Origin of the sequence: Pseudomonas sp. IT-P253, from assembly GCF_949768125.1 — a bacterium.
Classification (GTDB): Bacteria; Pseudomonadota; Gammaproteobacteria; order Pseudomonadales; family Pseudomonadaceae; genus Aquipseudomonas.
The window spans coordinates 57,456-82,385 of the sequence record NZ_CATKPT010000006.1 but is presented as its reverse complement, the minus strand read 5'-3'; the positions used below and the strand labels follow the sequence as shown (position 1 = coordinate 82,385).

Below are 24,930 nucleotides of genomic sequence, written 5' to 3'. Positions count from 1 at the left end.
GGCTTAAAGGAGGGGAAATAACTGACCAGCATCAACCGATGCTGGGAACATCAACGCTTTTTCGGTTTGTTTTTCGGCTTTTTCTTTGCTTTGCCTAACGGCATGGCCTGTTCGAATGCCTGGCGTACTTCATTCAGGCGCTTTTCATTAAGATCATGAACCCGCTTGGCGCGTTCAGAATTGAGATCGATCAGCTTGTCGTCTTGGCTCATGGTACTCAGTACATCGTTTGGCAGGTTTGTCGCCAATAATGCGGTCTGACGGCAGCGCTGACCAGCCACTGCCTCAAATCTGTATATCGACCCACAACCCCTGACGCGGCTGATCTTCAATCAGCGGCGCCACCGGCACGGTATTGTCGGCATTCAGCTCGTCACCGGGAATCGCCAGGTGCTCCTGCGGATCCTCATCGGCTTCACGACGCCGCCGCTGCCGCTCCTGCTGGCGGCGCTGCTCTTCGCGCAGCTGAAACGCCGCTTCTTCCGGATCGCGCTGTTGCAGGTCGATGGTGCTTTCGTTGGAGTTTTCCTGCACCGCTACCACCGGCGGAATATCCGGGCGCTGGCGGACCGGGTCGTGCTGGGAAGTGATCGGCACGGCACTCAAGGGCAGCATCGGAAGCAGCATATTTTTGGTTCTCCTGTCAGCAGGCTGTCGGCTGTCGGGATGGCGACTTGAGCCATCGGTCGCAAACTGTGACCGGGTGCACACTGTAGGTGTAGGAGCGAGCTTGCTCGCGAAGAACGTCAGGGCGCCGCGTACACCCAGGCAGACCCCGTCATCGTTAACGTGCTTCGCGAGCAAGCTCACTCCTACACGAGTTATCCTTTGGCCCTGAAGCCCTCATTCCGTTAAGATAGCCCGCTTTTTCAAGGTGGGAGTCAGGCAGCATGGCGCAGCAGTATCAACCGGGGCAACGCTGGATCAGTGACAGCGAAGCCGAGCTGGGTTTAGGCACCGTTCTGGCACAGGACGGCCGCTTGTTAACCGTGCTCTATCCGGCCACTGGCGACACTCGCCAGTACGCGCTGCGAAATGCGCCCCTCACCCGCGTGCGATTTTCGCCGGGCGACTCGATCACTCACTTCGAAGGCTGGAAACTGACCGTACAGGAAGTCGACGACGTCGACGGCCTGCTGGTCTACCACGGCCTCAATGCGCAGAACGAAGTGGTGACCCTGCCGGAAACCCAACTGTCGAACTTCATTCAGTTCCGTCTGGCCAGTGACCGTCTGTTCGCCGGCCAGATCGACCCGCTGGCCTGGTTCTCCCTGCGTTATCACACGCTTGAGCACACCAGCCGCCAATTGCAGTCCTCGCTGTGGGGCCTGGGCGGCGTGCGTGCGCAACCGATCGCGCACCAGTTACACATTGCCCGTGAAGTCGCCGACCGCATTGCCCCACGGGTATTGCTGGCTGACGAAGTGGGCCTGGGTAAAACCATCGAAGCCGGCCTGGTCATTCACCGCCAACTGCTCTCGGGCCGCGCCAACCGCGTGCTGATCCTGGTTCCGGAGAACCTTCAGCACCAGTGGCTGGTCGAGATGCGCCGCCGCTTCAACCTGCAAGTCGCATTGTTCGACGAAGAGCGCTTTATCGAAAGCGATGCCGCCAACCCGTTCGAAGACACTCAGCTCGCTCTGGTTGCGCTGGAATGGCTGGTGGACGACGAGAAAGCCCAGAACGCGCTATTCGCCGCGGGTTGGGACTTGCTGGTCGTCGACGAAGCGCACCACCTGGTGTGGCACGAAGACAACGCTAGCCCTGAGTACACCCTGGTCGAACAGCTTGCTGAAACGATCCCGGGCGTATTGCTGCTGACCGCCACCCCGGAACAACTGGGTCAGGACAGCCACTTCGCCCGTCTGCGCCTGCTCGATCCGAACCGTTTCCATGACCTGCACGCCTTCCGTGCCGAGAGCGAAAACTATCGCCCGGTGGCCGAAGCCGTTCAGGAGTTGCTGGACAAAGGGCGCCTGTCGCCTGAAGCGCACAAGACCATTCATGGCTTCCTCGGCAACGAAGGCGAAGCCTTGCTGACCGCCGTGAACAGTGGCGACACCGAAGCCAGCGCCCGCCTGGTTCGCGAATTGCTCGACCGTCACGGCACCGGCCGCGTGCTGTTTCGCAACACCCGCGCTGCCGTGCAGGGTTTCCCGGAGCGCAAACTGCACCCGTACCCGCTGCCGTGCCCGGACGAATACCTCGAACTGCCGCTGGGCGATCACGCCGAGTTGTACCCGGAAGTCAGCTTCCAGGCCCAGCCGGACGTCAACGAAGAAGAGCGCTGGTGGAAATTCGATCCGCGCGTCGAGTGGCTGATCGACACGCTGAAGATGCTCAAGCGCACCAAAGTGCTGGTGATCTGCGCCCACGCTGAAACCGCCATGGACTTGGAAGACGCCCTGCGCGTGCGTTCCGGTATTCCGGCCACGGTGTTCCACGAAGGCATGAACATCCTCGAGCGCGACCGCGCCGCGGCTTACTTCGCCGACGAGGAATTTGGCGCGCAAGTACTGATCTGCTCGGAAATCGGCAGTGAAGGTCGCAACTTCCAGTTCTCGCACCACCTGGTGCTGTTCGATCTGCCATCGCACCCGGACCTGCTGGAACAGCGTATCGGTCGTCTGGACCGGATCGGCCAGAAACACATCATCGAACTGCACGTGCCGTACCTGGAAACCAGCCCGCAACAGCGGTTGTTCCAGTGGTATCACGAAGCATTGAACGCATTCCTCAACACCTGCCCGACCGGCAACGCCTTGCAGCATCAGTTCGGCCCGCGCCTGCTGCCGCTGCTGGAAAACGCTGACGATGGCGAGTGGCAAGCGCTGATCGACGAAGCCCGCGCCGAGCGTGAGCGTCTGGAAGCCGAGCTGCACACCGGCCGTGACCGTTTGCTGGAGCTCAACTCCGGCGGCGCTGGCGAAGGTGATGCGCTGGTCGAGGACATTCTCGAGCAAGACGACCAGTTTGCACTGCCGATCTACATGGAAACCCTGTTCGACGCCTTCGGTATCGACAGCGAAGACCATTCGGAAAACGCGCTGATTCTCAAGCCGAGCGAAAAAATGCTCGACGCCAGCTTCCCGCTGGGCGACGACGAAGGCGTGACCATCACCTACGACCGCAACCAGGCGCTGTCTCGCGAAGACATGCAGTTCATCACCTGGGAACACCCGATGGTTCAAGGCGGCATGGACTTGGTCTTGTCCGGCTCGATGGGCAACACCGCCGTGGCACTGATCAAGAACAAGGCACTGAAGCCTGGCACGGTGTTGCTGGAACTGCTCTACGTCAGCGAAGTGGTTGCCCCGCGCTCGCTGCAACTGGGCCGTTACCTGCCACCGGCGGCCCTGCGCTGCCTGCTCGATGCCAATGGCAATGACTTGTCGGCCCGGGTGTCGTTCGAGACGTTGAACGATCAACTGGAAAGCGTGCCTCGCGCCAGCGCCAACAAGTTCATCCAGGCCCAGCGCGATCAGCTGACACCTCGAATCAATGCCGGCGAAGACAAGATCTTCCCGCGGCACGCCGAACGCGTGGCCGAGGCACAGCGTCGCCTGGCAGCCGATACCGACGAAGAGCTGGCGCGCCTGACCGCGTTGCAAGCGGTCAACCCGACCGTACGCGACAGCGAACTGGTTGCCCTGCGCAAACAGCGCGAGCAAGGCTTGGCCATGCTGGACAAAGCTGCGTTGCGACTGGAAGCGATTCGGGTGTTGGTGGCGGGTTAATCGCCCTGCTCTAGCCCGCTAAAACAAAAGGCCCGCAGTGATGCTGGCCTTTTTTTATGCTTGGTTTTTGTGGTGGTGTGTATGGCCTAATCCTGTAGGAGCGAGGCTTGCCCGCGAAGAACGATGACGCTGTTTACAGTTAGATCGCGGCGCCCCCTTCGCGGGCAAGCCTCGCTCCTACAGGGATTTGTGGCTCAACCACCGCCACCAATCCTTCCTTCATCCGCTTCGCATCCCGCACAAAACACCGCGATGCCAAAAACAGAAACACCATCGTAAAGAACAGCGCCACCGGGATCAGGTACATCGCGTCATGCAGGCCGACAGCCTTGAACGCCTCGGTCATTTGCCCCGCGCCGGCCTCCAGCATCGCCGTGTGCGCAAAGTGATCGGACAGTCCGCCCACGACCACCGGCCCCAAGCCGCCGCCCAGCAAATACAGCCCGGCAAAGAACAGCGCCATCGCCGTCGCCCGCAACCGCGGTTCGACCACGTCCTGGATCGCCGTGTAGACGCAGGTGTAGAAGTTGTAGGCAAACAACCAGCCCACACTGAACAGCGCCACAAACACCCCGATCTCGATTCGCCCCGAATGCAACGCCCAGGCCGTGCACAGGGTCGAGATGATCAGGCTGAACGCCGCAAACAGCAGTCGGCCATTGGCCACCCGCTGGTGAATCTTGTCAGCGACCCAACCACCGAGCGTCAGGCCGAACAGCCCGGTCACGCCGACAATCATCCCCGTTGCGACCGCAGCTTCCTGCAACGGCATCAGGAAGTAACGCTGCAGCATGGGCACCAGAAACGAGTTGCAGGCATACGTGGCGAAGTTGAAGCACAGCCCCGCCATCACCAGCCACAAGAACGTCGGCACGGCCAGCACGCGACGGATCGGCCGATCTACGCGTTCCTGGGAAACCTGCACGCTTTCCGCCGCGCCTCGTTTCGGCTCCTTGATGAAGAACATGAAGATCGCCAGGATCAGCCCCGGGACCGCCGCGATGAAAAACGGCGCACGCCAGCTGTCGAAGGCCTTGACCATCGCGCCAATGGTGAAGAACGCCAGCAGCAACCCCAATGGCAGACCGAGCATGAAGATACCCATTGCCCGCGCGCGACGGTGGGCCGGGAACAGGTCGCCGATCAGCGAGTTGGCGGCTGGTGCGTAACTGGCTTCACCGATACCGATGCCCATGCGCACGATCAGGAAACTCCAGAAACTGCCCACCAGCCCGTTGACCGCCGTGAGCCCGCTCCACACCGCGAGCCCCCAGCCCATCAATTTGCTGCGCGAACCCGTGTCGGCCATCCGCCCCAGCGGCAGGCCGGCGATGGCGTAGACAATGGTGAATGCCGTACCGATGATCCCCAGCTGAAAGTCGCTGAGGTGCCATTCCATGCGGATCGGCTCGATGATGATGGCGGGGATGGTGCGATCGAAAAAGTTGAACAGGTTGGCGAGGAACAGCAAGAACAAAATGCGCCAGGCATTCGCCGCTTGGGTCGAGTTCTGCATGGGTCCATCTCTTTTTATTGTTATGAGGCTTCACTGCCCCCGGAATCTGCAATCTAGTCAGCCACGGCCAGCCTGTCTGTCATCATTCGTCAGCCTGATATCAGCTCATAGTACCTTGCGCGTAAACCGTAGGAGCGCGCCTGCTCGCGAAGGCGGTAGCTCCATCAGCCTGTGTATTGAATGTGCCGGCCCCTTCGCGAGCAGGCGCGCTCCCACAGATGTTCGTTAAATAGCTTGAAAAATTCCGCTCGCCCCCTTCCAATGCCCAAGGCGAAGCCTAGAATAGCGGCCTTGTCCGACCCACCGTTGCCCCCATCCCTCCTTTGATAATCGCCCATGTCCGAAGCCAGTCCGTGTCTGAATTGCGGTGCCTGCTGTTCTCATTTTCGCGTGTCTTTTTTTTGGGGTGAATGCATCTCGGCCGGGGGGACGGTGCCCGACGAACTTGTCGCGCCCATCAGCCCCAGCCGGGTCGCCATGCTCGGCACTGACTGCAAACCCACTCGTTGCGTCGCACTGGTGGGCGAAGTCGGCAGCACCGTACAGTGCTCGATGTACGACCAGCGCTCCAGCACTTGCCGGGAGTTCGAGGCCTCTTGGGCTAATGGTGAGGCGAATGTGGATTGTGATGCGGCACGGGCAGCGTTCGGGCTACCCGCCCTGCAACCAGAACTCGAACTCGAAACGCTGTACGGACAGAGCGCTTAAGGCTTAGCACTAAAAGCTATTAAGCAAATGCCAAAATCGTTAGTACCAATGTGCCACCACCGCTTGCACTCCGTGCATGGCCTCTATACTCCAAAGCATTCGCCAGCGTTCTTGGCGCCGGCATGGTGTAATGACGGGGCGTGCTATGGAGTGGCTTGGTCTGCATTTCATTACCGAGCTTCCAAAGAGCGGGCTGGTAATACTCGATTGTTCACATGATCCACTTTTGCTCCTGCTGGCTTATGTGGTCGCCTGTGCCGGCAGCTTTGCCACACTGCACATGGTTGAACGGGTCGGTCACGCCGAAAGGCCCGGCGCCCAACTCCTGTGGCGCTGGGTTGGTGCCGGATGCCTGGCGGGCGGGATCTGGGCCATGCATTTCATCGGCATGCTGGCGTTTCAGGTGCCTGTCGAAACTCATTACCAACTGCCCGTCACACTCCTTTCGCTGTTGATCGCCCTGCTCGCTTCATGGCTGGCGATGCACACCCTCAGTCATCCTCGCCCGAGTTTTTGGCAGTGCCTCAAGGCGTCGATCTGGATTGGTCTGGGCATTGCCGCCATGCATTACGTCGGCATGACCGCCCTGCATTCGATTGCAGTGGCCTATTACCAACCGGCGCTCTTCGCCCTTTCCATCGTGATCGCAATAGGTGCCAGCCTTGCAGCACTGTTGATATCCAGCCATCTACGTGACGGTGCCGGCCTGTTCCATCAACTGGTCAAATACAGTGCCAGCCTGGTGCTTGGGGCAGGTATTGTCAGCATGCATTTCACCGGCATGGCAGCCCTCAATCTGGTACTGCCAGTCGGCAGCCTCCAAGCGCTGCCCGGCGAAAACAATCACCTGCAACTGGGGCTGACAGTGGCGATCATGACGCTATTGATCATTGGCAGCAGCATCAGCGCCGCTATGGCGGACAAAAAGCTGCAACATAAAGAGCGCGATCTACAACGGGTCAACGCGCTGCTCAGTCAACTGGACCAGGCGCGCATGTCACTGCAACAGGTTGCGCATTACGATGCCTTGACCAACCTGATCAACCGGCGTGGCTTCAACCAGCTCTTCGCCGAGAGGCTCATCGAAAAGACCCACGAGGGCGGCATGCTGGCGGTGCTGTTTCTGGACATCGATCACTTCAAGCGGATCAACGACAGCCTCGGCCACGATGCCGGTGATGACCTGCTCAAAGTCCTCGCCAGCCACATCAAGTGCTCGGTGCGCAGTCATGACGATGTGGTGGCGCGCCTTGGCGGAGACGAATTCTGTCTGCTCATCAGTCTGCTGGATCGCGAAGAAGCACGGCACATGGCCCAGCGCATCCTGGTGAAAATGAAGGAGCCCATCGAGTTGGCCGGGCGACGCGTGGTCATGACCACCAGCATCGGTATCAGCGTGTTCCCGGAAGACGGCAAGACCTGTGAGGAGCTGTTGAAAAACGCCGACCTGGCGTTGTATCAGTCCAAGGGCAGTGGCCGCAACGGCCTGCATTTTTTCAATGCAACCCTGAAAACCCGCGCCACGCTGGAGCTGCAACTGGAGGAAGAGTTGCGCCAGGCCTTGCGCGAAAACAGCGGGCTAGAGCTGTATTACCAACCGATCTATGACTTGAAAACCGGTCAGGTCAGCAAGCTTGAAGCGCTGATACGCTGGCATCACCCGATCCATGGATTACTTGCTCCGGATCGATTCATCGCCATCGCCGAGACCAATGGGCTGATCGCCGAACTGGACAATTGGGTGCTGCGCAAGGCGTGTGAGGACTTGGGCGAGTTGTCGCGCCAAGGCTGCGAAGAACTCAAGATTGCGGTGAATTGCTCGCCCTTGAACCTGGGGCGTGAAGAGCTGGCCGATGAAATTGAACAGGCCCTGCGGATCTCGGGGGTGGCGCCGCAGCGGCTGGAACTGGAAGTGACCGAGAATGCGCTGATGGACAACATCACCAATACCCTGGTGTTACTGCGCCAGATTCGTGCCCTCGGCGTGTCGTTGTCGATCGACGACTTCGGCACCGGTTACTCGTCCCTTGCCTACCTCAAGCGCCTGCCGCTGAACACACTGAAAATCGACCGCTCGTTCATCCAGGACATTCCCATGGCCACCCAGGACATGGAGATTGTCCAGGCCATTATCGTCATGGCCCACACCCTGCATTTACAGGTGGTTACCGAAGGCGTCGAAACGTTCGAGCAATACGAATTTCTCGAACGCCACGGTTGCGACTTCGTTCAGGGTTATCTGCTGAGTCGCCCGGTGCCGCTGGCTGAATTGCGACCGGTGCTGAGCGAAATCAACCAGCGCAAACATTCGCGCACGGTCAGTCCGTTGAGCCTGGCTCGCGGTACATCTGCACTAACGTCGACGGATCCTTTTCCAGGAATCCCTGAGCCCCATGCAGCCGCATTAATTGTGCGGCCAGTCCACTGATCGGCGTGGCCGAACCCTGCTCGCGGGAAAACTTGACTGCCGTATCCAGGTCCTTGAGCAACGTGCGGACATGCCATTTCACCGGCTCGAAGCGACTCTCGGCCATTTGCGGGGCGAGGATCTGCAGAGGCTTTGAATCGGCAAAACCGCCGGCCAGGGCTTCGGCGATCAAACTGGCGTCGACACCGGAGCGTTCAGCCAATGCCACGACTTCGGCGATCACCAGCGCATTGCAGGCGACGATCATCTGATTGCAGGCCTTGGTCACCTGCCCTGCTCCGACGCCCCCCATGTGGGTCACTCGTTGGCCGAGGCTCAGCAGAACCGGTCTGACCCGCTCAAGGTCTGCCGCGTCGCCGCCGACCATAATGGCCAGGCTGCCAGCTTCGGCACCGACCACGCCGCCGGATACCGGCGCATCCAGCCATTGCATACCGGTTGTACTGGCAAGCAACGTCGCCATTTCCCGGGTGGCCGTAGGCTCCAGGCTGGAACAATCCACCAGCAACTGCTCCCTTTTCGCCCCCTCGGCCACCCCGTTCACGCCAAAAACCACCTCACGTACCACCGAGGTGTCCGCCAGGCACACCATCACCACATCAGCGTGCTGGCACAGTTGCGCAGGCGTGTTCACTTGTCGGGCGCCGGCCTCGACCAGCGGCGCGCACTTGGCCGGGTTGCGGTTCCACACGGTCAGCGGATAACCCGCTGCCAGCAGACGCCGGCACATCGGCAAGCCCATCAGGCCGATCCCGGCAAAGCCGAGCGAAGGTAACGTTGCCATCATCTGGCCTCCTTTTGATTAAAGATCGCCGAATATTGGCCGATTCATCATGACTAAGGAAAGGACTCCCCCTAGCGATGCTCAGGCAACCGCCCTGACGCTTGGGCCAAATACGCGCTGAAAAAAGACGCGAGACCCCATTCCGTGAAAGTTCGACGACATTTTGTCGCCGAGCCCATCAGCCCAGGTACATGGCGCCCAATGACTTCCAAAAATAATCCGGCCACTGCGGTTTCCGATCTGACACTGAGCCCAGCGGCGAACAGCCCCTCATCGTCAAAGCCATTGATCCCGTCACGTCCGTTGGCAACTCAGCAGTATCTGTACTTCACCGAAACCAATACCGACCGCATCCTCGACAACCTCGACGGCCTGCGCGATATGGTGTTCCCGCGCCCACCGCATCTGGAAGGCGACAGCGAACAGCACAGTGATCAGGAATTCCCGTCGGTGTGCCTGATCGGTCTCGGCCGGTGCGGTTCGAACATCGCGCTGGACGTTGCGGAGCTGGTGTATAACGCCCGCAAGTTCTACCTCAACGAGTTCAATAACGAAGACCGCCTGTCGCCGGACAAACGCTACGCAGAAAAGGGCTACAGCCCGGCACAATGGATTCGTAACAACCTGCGCCTGGGCACCAGCAAGAGCACCAAGCCGGTGTTCCTGGTGGAACCGCTGGTGATGCTCGGCGACCTGGACAAAGACATCGCCGGGCGCATCCGCTTCTCGCGCAAAGGCGAAAAGAGCGGCTTTCTGCGCGACTACAGCAAAATGAAAATCATGGACTTGTCGGAAGTCCACGCCGGTGGCGCCGGTAACGCGCCAATCCTGGGTCAGTACCTGGCCAAGATCATCCTGAACAAGGACACCCAGCGTTTCTCCAGCCCGGACTGGAAGATGATTCACTCGTACCTGATCGACAGCTGCGGCATCAAGGCCAACCAGTCGCGCCTGTATTTCTCGATTTTCAGTGCCGGCGGCGGTACCGGTTCGGGCATGGCCTCGGAATTCGGCCTGGCCCAGCAGCACTCGTACATGAACAAGACGTTCGACACCAAGCCGATGGACGAACATGACAGCAAAAGCGGTCATTCCTTCGTCTTCGAGCCGATCTTCACCAGCGGCATCTGCGTACTGCCGAACATTTCCGATCACCGCAGTGAAATGTCCGAAGCGCTGCACATCAACGCCGGTCGCCTGCTGTGCAAATACCTGTCGGAAGAGTGGGACTTCTCCTACAACTTCGCCAACGAAGACAGCAGCGAAGCCAGCGTCATGGGCCGTATCCGTCCCTGGAACGCGATGATGCTGATCTCCAACGACATCATGCGTTACGCCGAAGAAAGCGATGACGGCAACATTCAGAACATCGACGTCAACGCGATGGAAAAGCACGCCAACCAGTACATCTCGCAGCAGATCTTCAACATTCTGACGGCGCAGGCGGTAACTACTGACTACGACCAGAACTATTTCCGTCGCGCCGGCATCGACATCGGCGAAACCATTCGCCTGGACGCCAACGACCTGTTCATGAGTCTGGCCGGTCCGGTGGCCATTGCCTACGCCGAGTCCGTGGTGCCGGAAACGCCGCCGCCGAGCAACGACAAATTCAAGGTGTTCGACAAAGAACCGCAGCGTTTGAACATCGACGACCTGTTCTTCCGCTCCATCGACTTGCCGCACTTCAACAAGGTCACTCAGGCGATCGAAGGCATCAGCTTGTTGCCCATCGAGTCCAAGCGCTATCGCGCCTCGCTGGAGCAGTACAAAAACTCTGGCTATGACGCGGCGGCATTGCACGACCTGCACTTCTTCAAGAATTGCTCGTCCGTTGTGTCGATCGTTTCGCTGCCAAAGGACTACAAGCTGTCCTACATGGACCTGAACCGGTTGAAGACTCACCTCAACAGCCTGTTCCCGAACACCACGCTCAAGCGCTATGCGCTGGTGATCGGGGCATCGGCAAACTTGTCGTTGACCACGTTGATCGCCAAGAGCCCGTGCCTGTCGGACGACTTCCTGACGCTGATCGTGGCATTCATCAAGCGTTGCTTTGCGAAAAACCCGTACCGCTTCGATGACACCCTGGACAATTCGATCCTGGACTTCGTCGTCAACGAAGAATTCGACGAAGACCGGATCGACGACCTGCTGAACGAATTCGAGAACCCGGCGAAGATCCTCGACACCAACTGGTACGCGATCAAACCGATGTACGAGAAGAAGTACCGCGAACTGATCAACGACAAAGACAAATTCGTCTCGATCAACGACATTCGCTTGTCGCGGGACTGTGTGAAGAAGGCGATCAAGTATCTGCGCGAGATCTACCGTCACCGGATTGGCAAGACCAAGGTTATTTCCTTGAATAACCACACCGGTAAAACCGCATAATCAGCAGTGAGCCCTTCGCGAGCAGGCTCGCTCCCACAGGAAACCGTGTTCTTTCAGAAGAATGCGAACCAATTGTGGGAGCGAGCCTGCTCGCGAAGGCTGCATCAGAATCACCGCAAAACCCCAACATCCAGAAACAATTAAGCAGCCATCAGGCTGCTGAATAAACTGTTCCCGTTACGCGCACGTCACCCTCGCCAAGACCCTTCTGTGGCCTTTCTCTACGGCAACATGCCATCACGCTACTCGGCTACACACTTTTCCTGAAAAGATCCACGCACCAAACAAGTGCAAAGCCTCAGCTCGTCGCCCTTTCCTGGATCAGAATCCACGGTGAAACGACCACGGCCCACAGCTGCGGATCACGTTCGAAAAGATCCAGCGCCCGCGTTTCAGACAGCTTGGCGAGGTTGTCGGCAGCCAGCCAGGCAGCCACTTTCTCGCCGTCATCGGTCGCCACCGCTTCAGCGGCGGCGATCAAATCCATACCGGGGTCGACCCACAATAGGGCACCCTTGGCGAAGAAGGGTTCCAGCTCTTTCCACGTAATAGATGCGGTTTCACCAAGCAGCTTGGCATAGAGGGTGCTAGGTTCTTGAGTCATGGGTCCTGTCCGGAAAAGAAATCGACGTCATCATAACGTTGGAGGTCTGGCAGAAAAACCCGGATGCAATTGAGTCACTGACTGAAAAGAGCAGGAAAGCCAAGGATTGCTGTTAATTCAGCTGAAACCCCCGCCGCCATTCTGTCTTTTTCTTTCAAAAAAGCGACATCCTCTAGATTTGCCCCCCGGCGCTGCCTTCCCAGGCTAACAATCGGCGCTCTACACTGTACCGGTACAGTTGCCGGGGGCATTTTCCGGAGGATATCGAAGATATCTGACCCGGTTCTGCTGCTACGGCGCCAGGACTATAAAAACTACAACAGTAAGAGTGGAGCACTATGACTAAGGCTACTAAGCAGATTTCCAAACTGTTTGCCGCTATGGTTCTGGCCGGGGTTGCCAGCCATTCGTTCGCAGCTGACACCATCAAGATCGGCATCGCCGGCCCTAAAACCGGTCCTGTAGCCCAATACGGCGACATGCAGTTCAGTGGCGCCAAAATGGCCATCGAACAGATCAACGCCAAAGGCGGCGTAGACGGCAAGAAGCTCGAAGCCGTTGAATACGATGACGCCTGTGATCCAAAACAAGCGGTAGCGGTCGCGAACAAAGTCGTCAACGACGGCGTCAAGTTCGTGGTTGGCCACCTGTGCTCCAGCTCCACCCAACCGGCTTCGGACATCTACGAAGACGAAGGCGTGATCATGATCACCCCGGCTGCCACCAGCCCGGACATCACCAATCGTGGTTACAAAATGATCTTCCGTACTATCGGTCTCGACAGCGCCCAGGGCCCTGCCGCCGGTAACTACATTGCCGATCACGTAAAACCGAAAATCGTTGCTGTCCTGCACGACAAACAGCAATACGGTGAAGGCATCGCCACCGCCGTGAAGAAAACCCTGGAAGGCAAAGGCGTCAAGGTTGCCGTGTTCGAAGGCATCAACGCCGGCGACAAAGACTTCTCTTCGATGATCTCCAAGCTCAAGCAAGCCAACGTCGACTTCGTCTACTACGGCGGCTACCACCCAGAGCTGGGTCTGATCCTGCGTCAATCCCAGGAAAAAGGCCTGAAAGCCAGGTTCATGGGTCCGGAAGGCGTGGGTAACGACTCCATTTCGCAGATCGCCAAAGACGCTTCCGAAGGCCTGCTGGTAACCCTGCCGAAATCCTTCGACCAGGATCCGGCCAACATTGCCCTGGCTGACGCGTTCAAAGCCAAGAAAGAAGACCCGAGCGGTCCGTTCGTGTTCCCGGCCTACTCGGCGGTTGAAGTCATCGCCGGTGGTATCACTGCCGCCAAGAGCGAAGACACTGCGAAAGTGGCTGCTGCCATCCACGCAGGTTCTTTCAAAACCCCGACTGGCGACCTGAGCTTCGACGCCAAGGGCGACCTGAAAGACTTCAAGTTCGTGGTTTACGAGTGGCACTTCGGCAAACCTAAAACTGAAGTTTCGCCTCAGTAAGGCCTTGCCTGACTGACTGCCAATAAAGCCCACGGCGTGCCGTGGGCTTTGTTTTACGAACGTATAGGGCCGCGCTGGCGTGATCCGCCAGTCTCCCCACCTGAAAATCTCAAAACCGTCATCAGCGGTTCGCTGGCAAACCTCGAATTCGAAGTGGATGCAGATCCACGGGGCTCGAGCGGGAAAATGACTCCACCAGTGAAATGCGTATCAGGTTTTTAGGAGCGCTGTAATGCCTGACATCTATCACTTCTTCCAGCAGCTGGTTAATGGTTTGACCATTGGCAGCACGTATGCCCTGATCGCCATCGGCTATACGATGGTTTACGGCATCATTGGAATGATCAACTTCGCCCACGGCGAGGTGTACATGATTGGTTCCTACGTGGCGTTCATCGCCATCGCGGGCCTGTCCATGATGGGACTCGACAGCGTTCCGCTGTTGATGACCGCCGCTTTCCTCGCAACCATCGTCGTCACCAGTGCCTACGGCTACAGCATCGAACGGATCGCCTACCGCCCCTTGCGCGGCAGCAACCGTCTGATCCCGCTGATTTCCGCCATCGGCATGTCGATCTTCCTGCAGAACACGGTTCTGCTGGCGCAAGACTCCAAGGACAAATCCATCCCCAACCTGATCCCTGGCAACTTCGCCATTGGGCCAGGTGGCGCACACGAAGTGCTGATTTCCTACATGCAAATCGTGGTGTTCGTGGTGACCCTGGTCGCCATGCTCGGCCTGACGCTGTTCATCTCCCGCTCTCGCCTGGGTCGCGCCTGCCGCGCCTGTGCCGAGGACATCAAGATGGCCAACCTGCTGGGTATCAACACCAACAACATCATCGCCCTGACCTTCGTCATCGGTGCCGCACTGGCGGCCATCGCTGCCGTGCTGCTGAGCATGCAATACGGCGTGATCAACCCGAACGCCGGTTTCCTGGTCGGCCTCAAGGCCTTCACCGCAGCGGTATTGGGCGGTATCGGCAGCATTCCCGGCGCCATGCTCGGCGGGATCGTGCTTGGGGTGGCGGAAGCCTTCGGTGCCGATATCTTCGGCGATCAGTACAAGGACGTCGTGGCATTCGGCCTCTTGGTCCTGGTGTTGTTGTTCCGGCCTACCGGCCTGCTGGGCCGTCCGGAGGTTGAAAAAGTATGACTAAGAATCTTAAACAGGCGTTGTTCAGCGCCTTGCTGGTGTGGGCGGTTGCCTACCCGGTGCTCGGCCTGAAACTGACCATTGTCGGCATTAACCTCGAAGTCCATGGCACCAGCAATACAACGCTGATCACCATCGCCGTGTGTTCGGTGCTGATGTTCCTGCGAGTGTTGTTCGACCAGAAGATCAGCGCGGCCTGGAAATCCTCGCCGAGCATGCCGGTCATGCCGGCCAAGGCCAGTAATTTCCTGACCCTGCCGAGCACCCAGCGCTGGATCATCATTGCGTTGATCATCGGTGCATTGGTCTGGCCGTTCTTTGGCTCTCGCGGTGCGGTGGATATCGCCACGCTGGTGCTGATCTACGTGATGCTCGGCCTGGGCCTGAACATCGTGGTCGGCCTGGCCGGCCTGCTCGACCTCGGTTACGTCGGTTTCTATGCCGTCGGCGCCTACAGCTATGCGCTGCTGTCGCACTACTACGGTCTGAGCTTCTGGATCTGCCTGCCAATCGCCGGGATGATGTCGGCCACCTTCGGCTTCCTGCTCGGCTTCCCGGTACTGCGCTTGCGCGGTGACTACCTGGCGATCGTGACGTTGGGCTTCGGTGAAATCATCCGCCTGTTCCTGCGTAACCTGACCGGCCTCACAGGTGGTCCGAACGGCATCAGCAACATTCCCAAGCCCACGCTTTTCGGCCTGAGCTTTGATAAAACTGCCGCAGAAGGTATGCAGACCTTCCACGAGTACTTCGGCCTGGAATACAACTCGATCAACAAGGTGATCTTCCTTTACCTGATCGCGGTGTTGTTGTCGTTGTTCGCGCTGTTCGTCATCAACCGCTTGCTGCGCATGCCTCTGGGTCGTGCCTGGGAAGCGCTGCGTGAAGACGAAATCGCCTGCCGTGCGCTGGGTCTCAACCCTACGGTCATCAAGCTTTCAGCCTTCACCCTCGGTGCCTGCTTCGCCGGTTTCGCCGGCAGTTTCTTCGCCGCGCGTCAGGGGCTGGTGACACCCGAGTCGTTCACCTTCATCGAGTCGGCGACCATCCTCGCCATCGTGGTGCTGGGTGGCATGGGCTCGCAACTGGGCGTCGTACTGGCGGCCACAGTGATGATCCTGCTGCCGGAAATGATGCGTGAGTTCAGCGAATACCGCATGTTGATGTTCGGCGCCTTGATGGTGCTGATGATGATCTGGCGTCCTCAGGGTCTGCTGCCCATGCAACGTCCTCACATGGAGCTGCGCAAATGAGCCGCGAGATCCTTAAAGTCGACAATCTGAGCATGCGCTTCGGCGGTTTGCTCGCGGTCAACGGCGTTGCCCTGACTGTAAAGGAAAAACAGGTAGTGGCGCTGATCGGGCCAAACGGCGCGGGCAAGACGACCGTGTTCAACTGCCTGACCGGTTTCTACCAGCCGAGCGGCGGCAGCATCCTGCTCGATGGCGAGTCCATCGAGGGCCTGCCCGGCCACAAGATCGCCCTCAAAGGCGTGGTGCGCACCTTCCAGAACGTGCGGTTGTTCAAGGACATGACGGCGGTCGAGAACCTCTTGATCGCTCAGCATCGTCACCTGAACACTAACTTCCTGGCAGGTCTGTTCAAGACCCCTGCGTTCCGCAAAAGCGAGCGCGAGGCCATGGAGTTCGCCGAGTACTGGCTGGACAAGGTCAACCTCAAGGCGTTCGCCAACCGCCCGGCTGGCACCTTGGCCTACGGTCAGCAACGTCGCCTGGAAATCGCTCGCTGCATGATGACCCGTCCGCGGATCCTTATGCTCGACGAACCGGCCGCAGGTCTGAACCCGAAGGAAACCGAAGACCTGAAGGCGCTGATCAGCATGCTGCGTGAAGAGCACAACGTCACCGTGCTGTTGATCGAACACGACATGAAACTGGTCATGAGCATTTCCGACCATATTGTCGTGATCAACCAGGGCACGCCTCTGGCCAACGGGACACCGGAGCAGATCCGCGACAATCCTGAAGTGATCAAAGCCTACCTGGGGGAAGCGTAAATGCTGCAATTCGAAAACGTTTCCACCTTCTACGGCAAGATCCAGGCGCTGCACAGCGTCAACGTGGAGATCCGCCAAGGCGAAATCGTGACCCTGATCGGTGCCAACGGCGCGGGCAAATCCACCTTGCTGATGACGCTCTGCGGTTCGCCGCAAGCCCACAGCGGTAGCATTCGCTACATGGGTGAAGAGCTCGTGGGCCAGACCTCAGCGCAGATCATGCGCAAGAGCATCGCCGTGGTCCCGGAAGGTCGTCGGGTGTTCGCCCGACTGACCGTGGAAGAAAATCTCTCCATGGGTGGTTTCTTCACCGCCAAGGGCGACTATCAGGAACAGATGGACAAGGTTCTCGGACTTTTCCCACGCCTGAAAGAACGCTTCGCCCAGCGCGGTGGCACCATGTCCGGCGGCGAACAGCAAATGCTCGCCATTGGCCGTGCACTGATGAGCAAACCCAAGCTACTGCTGCTCGACGAGCCGTCGCTGGGTTTGGCGCCGATCATCATCCAGCAGATCTTCGATATCATCGAACAACTGCGCAAGGACGGTGTAACGGTGTTCCTGGTCGAGCAAAACGCCAACCAGGCGCTGAAAATCGCCGACCGCGCGTATGTTCTGGAGAACGGCCGGGTGGTAATGACAGGCACCGGTGAAGCCCTGCTGACCGATCCGAAAGTGCGCGAAGCTTACCTCGGTGGTTAAGCCTTTGCGGTAAACAAAAAACGGCCTTCGGGCCGTTTTTTTATGCCTGTCAAAAACCTCACAACCATGGCCCCTGTGGGAGCGAGCTTGCTCGCGATAGCGGGAGACCCGTCAGTATCTCTGTTGAATGTAAAGCCGCTATCGCGAGCAAGCTCGCTCCCACAAGGGTTTGGAGGTGAATCAGGTTTCAGCGTTAAAGCCGATCCAGTGCCTCGCCACTGCGCTTGAACCAGCCAATCAGGTAATCCGCCAGCACCTGCGTGCGCTTGGGCAAACCACCCTGATACGGATGCACCAGGTACATCGGCATGCGGCGGGTCTGATAGTCGCGCAATAGCCAGCGTAAACGCCCGTCAGCCAATTCCGTTTGCAGCAGGTAAGACGGCAGACGCGCAATCCCGGCCCCCGCCAGTGCGGCTTTTTTCAGCAGACTGTAATGGTTGCTGGCGAACGGTCCCGACACCCGAACCCGCAACAACTCGTGTTGCTGATGATAGAGCCACTCTTCGCGGCCGCTGTAATGACTGTTGAGCAGACAGCGGTGTTCCGCGAGAGCCTGCGGCGTCAACGGTTCGCCGTATTGCTCAAGGTAGCCGGGGCTGGCGCAGGTCATCTCGTGCCAGGCCAATAAGGGTCGGGCCACTAGACGCTCGTCATTGCCTACGTCGGAGCGAACTGCCAGATCGAAACCGTCGCGGGACAAGTCACGATAGTTGTTGCTGAGGTCGAGCTCGATCTGCACGTCGGGGTACTTGTGGGAAAACTCCAGCAATAAGCCATCGAAGAAGGTTTCCCCCAGCGATACCGGAACGGTCATACGCACTGGCCCTGCCATATCGTCCTTCAACCGCGCCAATGCCTGACGCGCTCGTTCCACCTGGACGACCAGCGCCTGGGCTTGCGGCAGCAACGCCGCACCCGCTGCGGTCAAACTCAAGCGTCGAGTGGTGCGTTGCAACAAAACCACGGAAAACCGCGTTTCCAGCAGGCTGATGCGCTTGGACAACTGCCCTTTGCTACAGCCCAGTTGCTGCGCCGCCAAGGTAAAACTCCCCGCTTCGATCAGCACCGCAAACGCTGCCAGATCATCCATCTCGCTCATGGATTGTTTCCATTTGAAAACCAAAGGTTGCCCATTAGCGCGCTTATCAGCAGAAAAAACCACTCTAAACTGAAGCCTCATTCAACCCGTTCGAGGATCAGCACAATGAAAATTCTTTTGATAGGCGCAGGCGGCACCATTGGTTCGGCGGTCGACAAAGAGTTGTCCGAGCGTCACGAGATCATCCGCATCGGCCGCACCAGCGGGGATTTCCATGTGGATATCAGCGACAGCGCCTCGATTCGCAAACTGTTCGAACAAACCGGCAAGTTCGATGCGCTGGTGTGCGCCGCGGGCAACGTGACCTTCGCGCCGTTGAGCGAGATGACTGAAGACAGCTTTGCATTGGGTCTGAAAGACAAGCTGATGGGGCAGGTCAACCTGCTGCTGATCGGCCGTGAATTTGCTAATGACGGTGCCTCGTTCACCTTCACCACTGGCGTGCTGAGTCACGACCCGATTCGCAGCGGCGCCTCGGCAGCACTGGTCAACGGCGCACTGGACAGCTTTGTTCGTTCGGCGGCCATCGAACTGCCTCGCGGGCTGCGCGTCAACTCGGTCAGCCCTACCGTGCTGGTCGAAGCCATGGGCAGCTACGCGCCGTACTTCCGCGGCTACAAACCGGTTCCCGCAGTCGATGTGGCATTGGCCTACGCCAAAAGCGTCGAGGGCTTGCAGACAGGCCAGACGTTCCACGTCGGCTGAACAGGTTCAATGTGCGGCGCTGGCCTGGCGCCGCCTTAAATTGCCGATGGTTCCAGCAGCTTCGGCAATAAACTGCGGGCTACTTCATTCGGTACGGCAATCGTAAGGCCGGGGCCGTTGATGGGCGACTGAATAGTGGCCGTCGACACATGCACCCCGTTGATGAACAGCTTCAGGGGCTGGCGCAGGTTCTCCCGCGTCACCTGCGCCATACGGCGTTGCGCATCAGGGCTGAGTGTCACATGCAGACTGATGGATTGTGTTTCGGGCTCATTTGCCCGCTTGATATCCAGGCTTATTTCAGTGAAGTCCGACGCGGATGACAACGCAATGTCGGCTGCCAGGCATTGCAGTGCCCCCATCATCCCCAGCACCGCCAACAGCACTTTGGCTGATCCCCTCATAACACCTTCCGTAATCAAATGGCCGACAAGGTTAAACGCAAATCCCGGCAATCTCGGGGTTAAAGTAAAGCCGAATGTTACTAGTGCCAGGTATCGGTTCATGACAAATGCCAGTCATGGGTTGTGATGAACGGTCAGCCTGCGTAACGTGGCGGCACTTGTCTGGAGAGCCAAAGATGCGTGTTGCCCGTTCCTTGATCCTTGTTGCCCTGCTTCCGTTGTTCGCCGCCTGCCAGTTGTTCGACGGCCCGCGCGAAAGTGCTTCTCATATCGGCCAGACCCGAATGCAGGGGCAGTTGACGGCGGTAGACGGCAAGCTGATGTTCCAACCCTGCAACCAGCCAAGTCGTTATGCGGTCAACGACACCGGTGGCACAAGCGTCCTGCAGCAAGCGGCAACCCTGGCCAATACCAAGGGCAATCTGTTTGCGGATGTACGGGGGCGCATAGTTGAAGGCCGTCTGGACCTGGAGCAGTTGTACCGTGTCGAGCGCTCGAACACCGCGTGCGACGATCCCAATTTCAAACTGCTGATCCTGCGTGCCGCCGGTCACTCGCCCGAATGGAACGTCAAGGTCAGCGGCAAAGGCATGGTCATCGAGCGCGCCGGCCAGCCGCCGTTGGCCGTGCCGTACGTTGAAGAGCAGCTGGGTGATGGGCGTTTCAATCTCAGTACCGAAGCCAATGATCAGCACATCGAACTGTGGGTCGCGCCGCAACGTTGTGTCGACAGCAAAACCGGCAGCGTTCAGCACATGAGCGCCGAACTGCGCATCAATGGCCAGGTTCAGCGTGGCTGCGGGTATTTCGGCGGATCGCGGGACGACTGATCGTTTTAGCCTCACTGGAATCATCCGTTGAGGCTTATAATCGCGGTCTTCAAACGCCTTGGCGCAGTTGTGCGCCCCGCGAACCGGATCCTGTCATGTTACGAATCACCGAACTCAAGCTGCCGATCGACCATCCCGATGAAGACCTGCGCCCTGCCATTGTGCAGCGCCTGGGCATCGCCAGTGATGACCTGCTCGATTTCACCTTGTTCAAGCGCAGCTACGATGCGCGCAAAAAATCCTCCGAACTGTGCTTCATCTACACCATCGACCTCACTGCCAGGAATGAGGCCGCGTTGCTGCAAACGTTCGCCGATGACCGTAACGTCAACGTGGCGCCGGATGTCAGCTACAAAGTAGTCGGCCACGCGCCGTCTGATCTGGAGCAACGCCCTGTTGTCGTAGGCTTCGGACCTTGCGGGATTTTCGCCGGGCTGCTATTGGCGCAAATGGGCTTCAAGCCGATCATTCTCGAACGCGGCACTGAAGTGCGCCAACGCACCAAAGACACCTGGGGCCTGTGGCGCAAAAGCGTGCTCAATCCCGAATCCAACGTGCAGTTCGGTGAAGGCGGAGCGGGAACATTCTCTGACGGCAAACTTTACAGCCAGATCAAAGATCCAAAGTTCATCGGCCGCAAAGTCCTCCACGAGTTTGTCAAAGCTGGCGCGCCCGAAGAAATCCTCTACGTCAGCAAGCCTCACATCGGTACGTTCCGTTTGACCGGCGTAGTGGAAAACATGCGGGAGCAGATTCGCGCCCTGGGTGGCGAAGTCCGCTTTCAACAGCGCGTTACCGATGTGCTGATCGAGGACGGCCAACTGGTTGGCGTCGAACTCAACGACGGCGAGCAGATTCATTCCAAACACGTGATTCTGGCCCTGGGCCACAGCGCCCGGGATACTTTCCGCATGCTCCACGGCCGTGGCGTGTTCATGGAAGCCAAGCCATTCTCGGTGGGTTTCCGCATCGAACACCCCCAGTCGCTGATCGACCGTGCACGTCTGGGCAAATACGCCGGGCACCCCAAACTCGGCGCTGCCGACTACAAGCTGGTGCACCACGCCAAGAACGGGCGCTCGGTCTACAGCTTCTGCATGTGCCCGGGTGGCACCGTGGTGGCCGCGACTTCCGAGCCGAACCGAGTCGTGACCAACGGCATGAGCCAATACTCGCGGAATGAGCGCAACGCCAACTCGGGGATCGTCGTAGGAATTACCCCGGAAGTCGATTACCCGGGCGGCCCACTGGCAGGTATCGAGTTGCAGGAACGGCTGGAGTCCCACGCCTTTGTGCTGGGCGGCAGCAACTACCAAGCCCCGGCGCAGCTGGTCGGTGACTTCATTGCAGGCAAGCCATCCACCGAGCTGGGCAGTGTTGAACCGTCCTACAAACCGGGTGTTGCTTTAGGTGATTTGGCGCTGGCTTTGCCGGCATTCGCGATCGAAGCCATTCGCGAAGCCTTGCCGGCATTCGAGAAGCAGATTCGTGGTTACTCGCTGCACGACGCGGTGTTGACCGGGATCGAGACCCGAACGTCGTCACCGCTGCGGATTACCCGCAATGAATCGATGCAGAGTTTGAACGTGAAGGGCTTGTTCCCGGCCGGTGAAGGTGCGGGTTATGCAGGCGGGATTCTGTCGGCCGGCGTGGACGGGATTCGGATTGCGGAAGCCGTGGCCCGCGACATTCTTGGCCTGGAAGCTTAATGTAAAGCCTGAAACAACACTGCCCTTGTAGGAGCGAGGCTTGCCCGCGAAGGACGATAATGCGGTCTATCAGGAAGACCGCGCGAACTTCTTCGCGGGCAAGCCTCGCTCCTACAGGGGTGGTGTCTGGTTTTAGATGTTGGCGCGCAGCACGGTGGCTGGCAGCGGCTCGCCGCGCTCTACGCTCGCGGCAACAATAGCCATCAACCCACCCAACTCATACCCCTGAGCCTTGAGCCAAGCCTGATTGTAATAACTGGTCTCATAGCGCTCGCCACCGTCGCACAGAATTGCCACGATCGACCCCACCTCCCCCGCCGCCGCCATCTGCTGAGCCGCCATCAAGGCGCCGATCAGGTTGGTCCCGCTCGATCCGCCAACGCGCCGCCCCAAATGCTGCGCCAGGTAGTGCATGGCCGCCAGTGACAGCGCGTCCGGCACCTTGACCATCGCGTCGATCACTTTAGGCAGAAACGACGCCTCCACCCGAGGCCGACCAATGCCTTCAATTCGCGAACCGTGGTCCAGACGCAGGCTGGCATCGCCGGTCTGGTAGTAATCAAAGAACACCGAACGCTCGGCATCGGCGCACAGCACACGGGTGCAATGCTGGCGATAACGCACGTAACGACCGAGCGTCGCGGTGGTGCCACCGGTGCCGGGACTGGAAATCAGCCAGCTCGGCTCAGGGTGCTTCTCGAAACGCATCTGATGGAAGATCGACTCGGCGATGTTGTTGTTCGCCCGCCAGTCGGTGGCACGCTCGGCATAAGTGAACTGGTCGATGAAGTGTCCGTCGTGCTCCCGGGCCAGGCGCTCGGATTCGGCGTAGATCTGCGTCGGATCATCCACCAGATGACTTTTACCGCCGTAAAACGCGATTTGCGCGATTTTTTCCTTGGACGTGGTGGCCGGCATCACCGCAATGAACGGCAAGCCCAGCAAACGGGCGAAGTACGCCTCGGAAATCGCTGTCGAACCGCTGGACGCTTCAATCACCGGCGCACCCGGTTTGAGCCAGCCGTTACACAGCGCATAGAGAAACAGCGAGCGCGCCAAACGGTGTTTCAGGCTGCCGGTGGGGTGGCTGGATTCATCCTTGAAATACAACTCAAGGCCGGGAAAGCCTGGCAGCGGCAAGGGGATCAGATGAGTATCGGCGCTACGCTGGAAGTCGGCCTCGATAATCCGGATGGCTTCGCGGGCCCACTGTCGGTTGTCGCTCATGGTGGTGATCTCGTTGAATCAGGCAAAGAGTCGGCCTAATCGAAAGGCTCAACCCACAGCTTAGGAAAAATCCAGCATCGCGCACAGGTACAGCTAGGCTTCAATACGCTTGGCAACTGCCGGGCTCAGGCCCGTGGGATCATTGGTCTTGTAACGACATATAACAAAAAAGAATATAACTTTTGTTTTAACAACTAACGGTACGGGTTAGGGTGTGCCACCTTTTGATTAATCGATGGAGAGCGACCTTGCCTCTGCGTAGCACTTTCACGCGTTTCTTTCAGTTGGAAGCTGCCAGCGGTCTGTTATTGATTGCCGCCGCAGCCCTGGCTTTGATCATCAACAATTCCCCGCTGTCATGGCTCTACAGCAGCTTCCTGGACACCCCGGTGGTGGCCCAGATCGGTGCGCTGCAAATCGCCAAACCGGCGTTGCTGTGGATCAACGACGGCCTGATGGCGATGTTCTTTCTTCTGATCGGCCTGGAAGTGAAGCGCGAAGTCCTCGACGGTCAGCTGTCGAAACCTTCGCAGGTCGTCCTGCCTGGCGCCGCGGCGATTGGCGGCATGGTCGTGCCAGCGTTGGTTTACTGGTTTTTCAACCGTGATAACCCCGCCGCCCTCGGTGGCTGGGCCATTCCGATGGCCACTGACATCGCCTTCGCCCTCGGTGTCCTCGCCTTGCTGGGCAAGCGCGTGCCGGTGTCGCTGAAGCTGTTTTTGATGACCCTCGCAATCATCGACGACCTGGGCGCCATCATCGTCATCGCCATTTTCTATTCAGGCACGCTTTCAACACTTTCGCTGGCCTTGGCCGGGGCGTGCATCGTGGCGTTGATCGCGATGAACCGGCTCGGCGTGGTCAAGCTTGGCCCGTACATGATCATCGGTTTGATCCTCTGGGTGTGCGTGCTCAAAAGCGGTGTCCACGCGACACTGGCCGGTGTCACCCTGGCCTTTTGCATTCCGCTGCGCACGAAAAACGCCGAGCCCTCGCCCCTGCTGACCCTCGAACACGCCCTGCACCCATGGGTGGCATACGGCATCTTGCCGTTGTTCGCCTTCGCCAACGCCGGCCTGTCCCTGAGCGGCGTGACCCTCGAAAACTTCACCCACCACGTCCCCATGGGCATCGCCGTTGGCCTGCTGCTGGGCAAAACACTCGGCGTATTCGGGCTGACCTGGCTGGCCGTGAAAATCGGCATCGCCGCCCTGCCCCAGAGTGCCAATTGGGGCCACGTACTGGGCGTGTCGATCCTCTGCGGGATTGGCTTCACCATGAGCCTGTTTGTCGGCTCCCTGGCGTTCGAGCCCGGTGTCAGTGATTACGCCGGGATGGATCGAATGGGGATTTTGACCGGTTCGATACTGGCCGCGTTGATTGGATATGCGGTCATGGCGGCAGCCAGTCACAAGAGCGCTGCACTGCAATCCTGAGT

The 24,930-nt window shown here is 58.9% G+C and carries 21 protein-coding genes; 13 read left to right on the top strand and 8 right to left on the bottom strand.

Annotated elements, in window-relative coordinates:
• Positions 1–50: 50 nt before the first annotated feature.
• A complete protein-coding gene (locus ACM6IR_RS03555) occupies positions 51–212 on the bottom strand; it encodes a hypothetical protein (protein ID WP_007935839.1) in 162 nt (53 codons plus the stop codon).
• A gap of 73 nt (positions 213–285) precedes the next feature.
• Positions 286–627, bottom strand: coding sequence for an aspartate-semialdehyde dehydrogenase (locus tag ACM6IR_RS03550; RefSeq protein ID WP_414906410.1), 342 nt, complete (start codon positions 625–627; stop codon positions 286–288).
• 263 nt (positions 628–890) lie between these two features.
• Here ACM6IR_RS03550 and rapA point away from each other — a divergent pair, with 263 nt between their 5' ends.
• Positions 891–3,737 (top strand): RNA polymerase-associated protein RapA, encoded by a 2,847-nt coding sequence (gene rapA, locus ACM6IR_RS03545; RefSeq protein WP_414906409.1) that lies wholly within the window; start codon positions 891–893, stop codon positions 3,735–3,737.
• Positions 3,738–3,876: 139 nt separating this feature from the next.
• Here the strand turns inward: rapA and ACM6IR_RS03540 are convergent, their stop codons facing one another.
• Complete coding sequence (locus ACM6IR_RS03540) at positions 3,877–5,253, bottom strand: spinster family MFS transporter (protein ID WP_414906408.1); 1,377 nt, start codon at positions 5,251–5,253, stop codon at positions 3,877–3,879.
• A gap of 336 nt (positions 5,254–5,589) precedes the next feature.
• Between ACM6IR_RS03540 and ACM6IR_RS03535 the strand changes: the two genes are divergently transcribed.
• Positions 5,590–5,961: a YkgJ family cysteine cluster protein gene (locus tag ACM6IR_RS03535; RefSeq protein ID WP_414906407.1), complete on the top strand. Its 372-nt coding sequence runs from the start codon at positions 5,590–5,592 to the stop codon at positions 5,959–5,961.
• A 145-nt stretch (positions 5,962–6,106) separates the two neighbouring features.
• Positions 6,107–8,389: a putative bifunctional diguanylate cyclase/phosphodiesterase gene (locus ACM6IR_RS03530; protein WP_414906406.1), complete on the top strand. Its 2,283-nt coding sequence runs from the start codon at positions 6,107–6,109 to the stop codon at positions 8,387–8,389.
• On the opposite strand, the gene ACM6IR_RS03525 is transcribed toward ACM6IR_RS03530, so the two are convergent.
• Positions 8,280–9,176 (bottom strand): NAD(P)-dependent oxidoreductase, encoded by an 897-nt coding sequence (locus ACM6IR_RS03525; RefSeq protein WP_414906405.1) that lies wholly within the window; start codon positions 9,174–9,176, stop codon positions 8,280–8,282. The genes ACM6IR_RS03530 and ACM6IR_RS03525 overlap by 110 nt on opposite strands.
• Before the next feature lie 198 nt (positions 9,177–9,374).
• On the opposite strand from ACM6IR_RS03525, the gene ACM6IR_RS03520 reads away from it, so the two are divergent.
• The gene (locus ACM6IR_RS03520; RefSeq protein ID WP_414906404.1) at positions 9,375–11,570 is read left to right on the top strand and encodes a hypothetical protein; all 2,196 of its coding nucleotides are present in this window, start codon (positions 9,375–9,377) and stop codon (positions 11,568–11,570) included.
• Positions 11,571–11,868: 298 nt separating this feature from the next.
• Here ACM6IR_RS03520 and ACM6IR_RS03515 read toward each other — a convergent pair whose 3' ends face one another.
• A complete protein-coding gene (locus ACM6IR_RS03515; RefSeq protein WP_414906403.1) occupies positions 11,869–12,174 on the bottom strand; it encodes a DUF2288 domain-containing protein in 306 nt (101 codons plus the stop codon).
• Between the two features lie 338 nt (positions 12,175–12,512).
• Between ACM6IR_RS03515 and ACM6IR_RS03510 the strand changes: the two genes are divergently transcribed.
• The 5 genes from ACM6IR_RS03510 (at position 12,513) to ACM6IR_RS03490 (ending at position 17,515) form a co-directional block, all read left to right on the top strand.
• A complete protein-coding gene (locus ACM6IR_RS03510) occupies positions 12,513–13,640 on the top strand; it encodes a branched-chain amino acid ABC transporter substrate-binding protein (RefSeq protein WP_414906402.1) in 1,128 nt (375 codons plus the stop codon).
• 232 nt (positions 13,641–13,872) lie between these two features.
• Complete coding sequence (livH, locus tag ACM6IR_RS03505; protein WP_090180942.1) at positions 13,873–14,796, top strand: high-affinity branched-chain amino acid ABC transporter permease LivH; 924 nt, start codon at positions 13,873–13,875, stop codon at positions 14,794–14,796.
• Positions 14,793–16,049, top strand: coding sequence for a high-affinity branched-chain amino acid ABC transporter permease LivM (locus ACM6IR_RS03500; RefSeq protein WP_414906401.1), 1,257 nt, complete (start codon positions 14,793–14,795; stop codon positions 16,047–16,049). Before livH ends, ACM6IR_RS03500 begins: the two co-directional genes overlap by 4 nt.
• Positions 16,046–16,813, top strand: coding sequence for a high-affinity branched-chain amino acid ABC transporter ATP-binding protein LivG (gene livG / locus ACM6IR_RS03495; protein WP_414906400.1), 768 nt, complete (start codon positions 16,046–16,048; stop codon positions 16,811–16,813). The genes ACM6IR_RS03500 and livG overlap by 4 nt, the downstream gene beginning before the upstream one ends.
• Entirely contained in the window at positions 16,814–17,515 is a 702-nt protein-coding gene (locus tag ACM6IR_RS03490; protein ID WP_414906399.1) for an ABC transporter ATP-binding protein, read from the top strand. It begins immediately after the preceding gene.
• A 193-nt stretch (positions 17,516–17,708) separates the two neighbouring features.
• Here the strand turns inward: ACM6IR_RS03490 and ACM6IR_RS03485 are convergent, their stop codons facing one another.
• Positions 17,709–18,617: a LysR family transcriptional regulator gene (locus ACM6IR_RS03485; RefSeq protein ID WP_414906398.1), complete on the bottom strand. Its 909-nt coding sequence runs from the start codon at positions 18,615–18,617 to the stop codon at positions 17,709–17,711.
• A gap of 105 nt (positions 18,618–18,722) precedes the next feature.
• Here ACM6IR_RS03485 and ACM6IR_RS03480 point away from each other — a divergent pair, with 105 nt between their 5' ends.
• Positions 18,723–19,322 (top strand): short chain dehydrogenase, encoded by a 600-nt coding sequence (locus ACM6IR_RS03480; RefSeq protein WP_414906397.1) that lies wholly within the window; start codon positions 18,723–18,725, stop codon positions 19,320–19,322.
• A 35-nt stretch (positions 19,323–19,357) separates the two neighbouring features.
• On the opposite strand, the gene ACM6IR_RS03475 is transcribed toward ACM6IR_RS03480, so the two are convergent.
• Positions 19,358–19,828, bottom strand: coding sequence for a SecDF P1 head subdomain-containing protein (locus tag ACM6IR_RS03475; RefSeq protein WP_414906396.1), 471 nt, complete (start codon positions 19,826–19,828; stop codon positions 19,358–19,360).
• Between the two features lie 74 nt (positions 19,829–19,902).
• Here ACM6IR_RS03475 and ACM6IR_RS03470 point away from each other — a divergent pair, with 74 nt between their 5' ends.
• Positions 19,903–20,556 (top strand): COG3650 family protein, encoded by a 654-nt coding sequence (locus ACM6IR_RS03470; RefSeq protein ID WP_414906395.1) that lies wholly within the window; start codon positions 19,903–19,905, stop codon positions 20,554–20,556.
• A gap of 95 nt (positions 20,557–20,651) precedes the next feature.
• Positions 20,652–22,265, top strand: a complete 1,614-nt coding sequence (locus tag ACM6IR_RS03465) for an NAD(P)/FAD-dependent oxidoreductase (RefSeq protein WP_414906394.1) — start codon at positions 20,652–20,654, stop codon at positions 22,263–22,265.
• Positions 22,266–22,397: 132 nt separating this feature from the next.
• Here ACM6IR_RS03465 and ACM6IR_RS03460 read toward each other — a convergent pair whose 3' ends face one another.
• A complete protein-coding gene (locus ACM6IR_RS03460; protein WP_414906393.1) occupies positions 22,398–23,492 on the bottom strand; it encodes a PLP-dependent cysteine synthase family protein in 1,095 nt (364 codons plus the stop codon).
• A gap of 248 nt (positions 23,493–23,740) precedes the next feature.
• On the opposite strand from ACM6IR_RS03460, the gene nhaA reads away from it, so the two are divergent.
• A complete protein-coding gene (nhaA, locus tag ACM6IR_RS03455) occupies positions 23,741–24,928 on the top strand; it encodes a Na+/H+ antiporter NhaA (protein WP_414906392.1) in 1,188 nt (395 codons plus the stop codon).
• The last annotated feature ends 2 nt before the right edge of the window (positions 24,929–24,930 follow it).